Source organism: Micromonospora sp. NPDC049175 (assembly GCF_043197345.1).
Classification (GTDB): Bacteria; Actinomycetota; Actinomycetes; order Mycobacteriales; family Micromonosporaceae; genus Micromonospora.
The window spans coordinates 1,701-4,200 of record NZ_JBICSY010000022.1; the positions used below are offsets into that span (position 1 = coordinate 1,701).

The following is a 2,500-nucleotide window of genomic DNA, read 5'->3' on the forward strand; positions in this document are numbered from 1 at the left end:
TCAGGGACGCTCTTTCGCGGGTACGGGAATATCAACCCGTTGTCCATCGACTACGCCTCTCGGCCTCGCCTTAGGTCCCGACTCACCCAGGGCGGATTAGCCTGGCCCTGGAACCCTTGGTCATCCGGCGGAAGGGTTTCTCACCCTTCTTTCGCTACTCATGCCTGCATTCTCACTCGTGCCGCGTCCACAACTGGGTCACCCCGCTGCTTCACTCGCGGCACGACGCTCCCCTACCCATCCACACACCTGCACAAGGAATCAAGTCCAAGCGAGGATAAAATGTGAATGCCACAGCTTCGGCGGTGTGCTTGAGCCCCGCTACATTGTCGGCGCGGAACCACTTGACCAGTGAGCTATTACGCACTCTTTAAAGGGTGGCTGCTTCTAAGCCAACCTCCTGGTTGTCTATGCGACCCCACATCCTTTTCCACTTAGCACACGCTTAGGGGCCTTAGCTGGTGATCTGGGCTGTTTCCCTCTCGACTACGAAGCTTATCCCCCGCAGTCTCACTGCCGCGCTCTCACTTACCGGCATTCGGAGTTTGGCTGATTTCGGTAAGCTTGTGGGCCCCCTAGACCATCCAGTGCTCTACCTCCGGCAAGAAACACGCGACGCTGCACCTAAATGCATTTCGGGGAGAACCAGCTATCACGGAGTTTGATTGGCCTTTCACCCCTAACCACAGGTCATCCCCCAATTTTTCAACATTGGTGGGTTCGGCCCTCCACGCGGTCTTACCCGCGCTTCAGCCTGCCCATGGCTAGATCACTCCGCTTCGGGTCTAGGACACGCGACTGAATCGCCCTATTCAGACTCGCTTTCGCTACGGCTCCCCCACACGGGTTAACCTCGCCACATGCCACTAACTCGCAGGCTCATTCTTCAAAAGGCACGCCGTCACCCCGCAAGGCTCCGACGGATTGTAGGCGAACGGTTTCAGGTACTATTTCACTCCCCTCCCGGGGTACTTTTCACCATTCCCTCACGGTACTTGTCCGCTATCGGTCACCAGGAAGTATTTAGGCTTACCAGGTGGTCCTGGCAGATTCACGGCAGATTTCAGGGGTCCGCCGCTACTCGGGAACACCCACAGAAGGTCAGCAACTTTCACCTACCGGACTCTCACCGTCTACGGTCAGCCATTCCAGACTGTTCGACTAGCCACTAACTTTGTAACTTCTCGAACAAGTGTCAGCTTGTTCAGCAGGGTCCCACAACCCCGACCACGCAACCCCTGACAGGTATCACACGCAGCCGGTTTAGCCTCGATCCGCTTTCGCTCGCCACTACTCACGGAATCACTAAATTGTTTTCTCTTCCTGCGGGTACTGAGATGTTTCACTTCCCCGCGTTCCCTCCACACACCCTATGTGTTCAGGTGTGGGTGACACCACATGACTGGTGCCAGGTTTCCCCATTCGGACACCCTGGGATCACAGCTTGGTTGACAGCTCCCCCAGGCCTATCGCGGCCTCCCACGTCCTTCATCGGCTCCTGGTGCCAAGGCATTCACCGTTCGCCCTTGACAACTTGACCACAAAGATGCTCGCGTCCACTGTGCAATTCTCAACAAACGACCAACCCACAACCCGATCCGCCCCACACCAAACCCAACCAACGTTGGCGGTATGTGAGGCCAGGCCATGCCTGGCAGACTTCCAGCCCCACAAAGGGGGCTGGCCAAGTCTCTGAAACAACAACCAATGGTTGTTCCTTCAGGACCCAACAGGGTGCCTACATTCTTCCTCAGCCGCACCAGGGACTTCGTTCCCACCACCCGAAGGAGGCTGTACTAGAAGGAACCCGGCCGTTGCCGAGGGAAAACTTGCCAGTGTCTCCGCCATCTGAGCACCCCGACCCAACATTCGTGGGCCGCGGGCTCCTTGCACCCTTTCAGGTGAAGGTGCTCCTTAGAAAGGAGGTGATCCAGCCGCACCTTCCGGTACGGCTACCTTGTTACGACTTCGTCCCAATCGCCAGCCCCACCTTCGACGGCTCCCTCCACAAGGGTTGGGCCACCGGCTTCGGGTGTTGCCGACTTTCGTGACGTGACGGGCGGTGTGTACAAGGCCCGGGAACGTATTCACCGCAGCGTTGCTGATCTGCGATTACTAGCGACTCCGACTTCACGGGGTCGAGTTGCAGACCCCGATCCGAACTGAGACCGGCTTTTTGGGATTCGCTCCACCTCACGGTATCGCAGCCCATTGTACCGGCCATTGTAGCATGCGTGAAGCCCTGGACATAAGGGGCATGATGACTTGACGTCATCCCCACCTTCCTCCGAGTTGACCCCGGCAGTCTTCGATGAGTCCCCGCCATAACGCGCTGGCAACATCGAACGAGGGTTGCGCTCGTTGCGGGACTTAACCCAACATCTCACGACACGAGCTGACGACAGCCATGCACCACCTGTGACCGCCCCCGAAGGACCCCCCATCTCTGGAGGTTTTGCGGCCATGTCAAACCCAGGTAAGGTTCTTCGCGTTGCATCGA

General features: G+C 57.8%; 1 rRNA gene and 1 other annotated feature (both only partly in view). The gene reads right to left on the reverse strand.

Annotated elements, in window-relative coordinates:
• Positions 1-1,540: a sequence feature (mutual gap in cmsearch alignment for this rRNA model is longer than 100), on the reverse strand (it extends 1,494 nt beyond the left edge of the window).
• A 378-nt stretch (positions 1,541-1,918) separates the two neighbouring features.
• Positions 1,919-2,500: ribosomal RNA gene (locus ACGFH8_RS35080) — 16S ribosomal RNA — on the reverse strand; it runs 933 nt beyond the window's last position.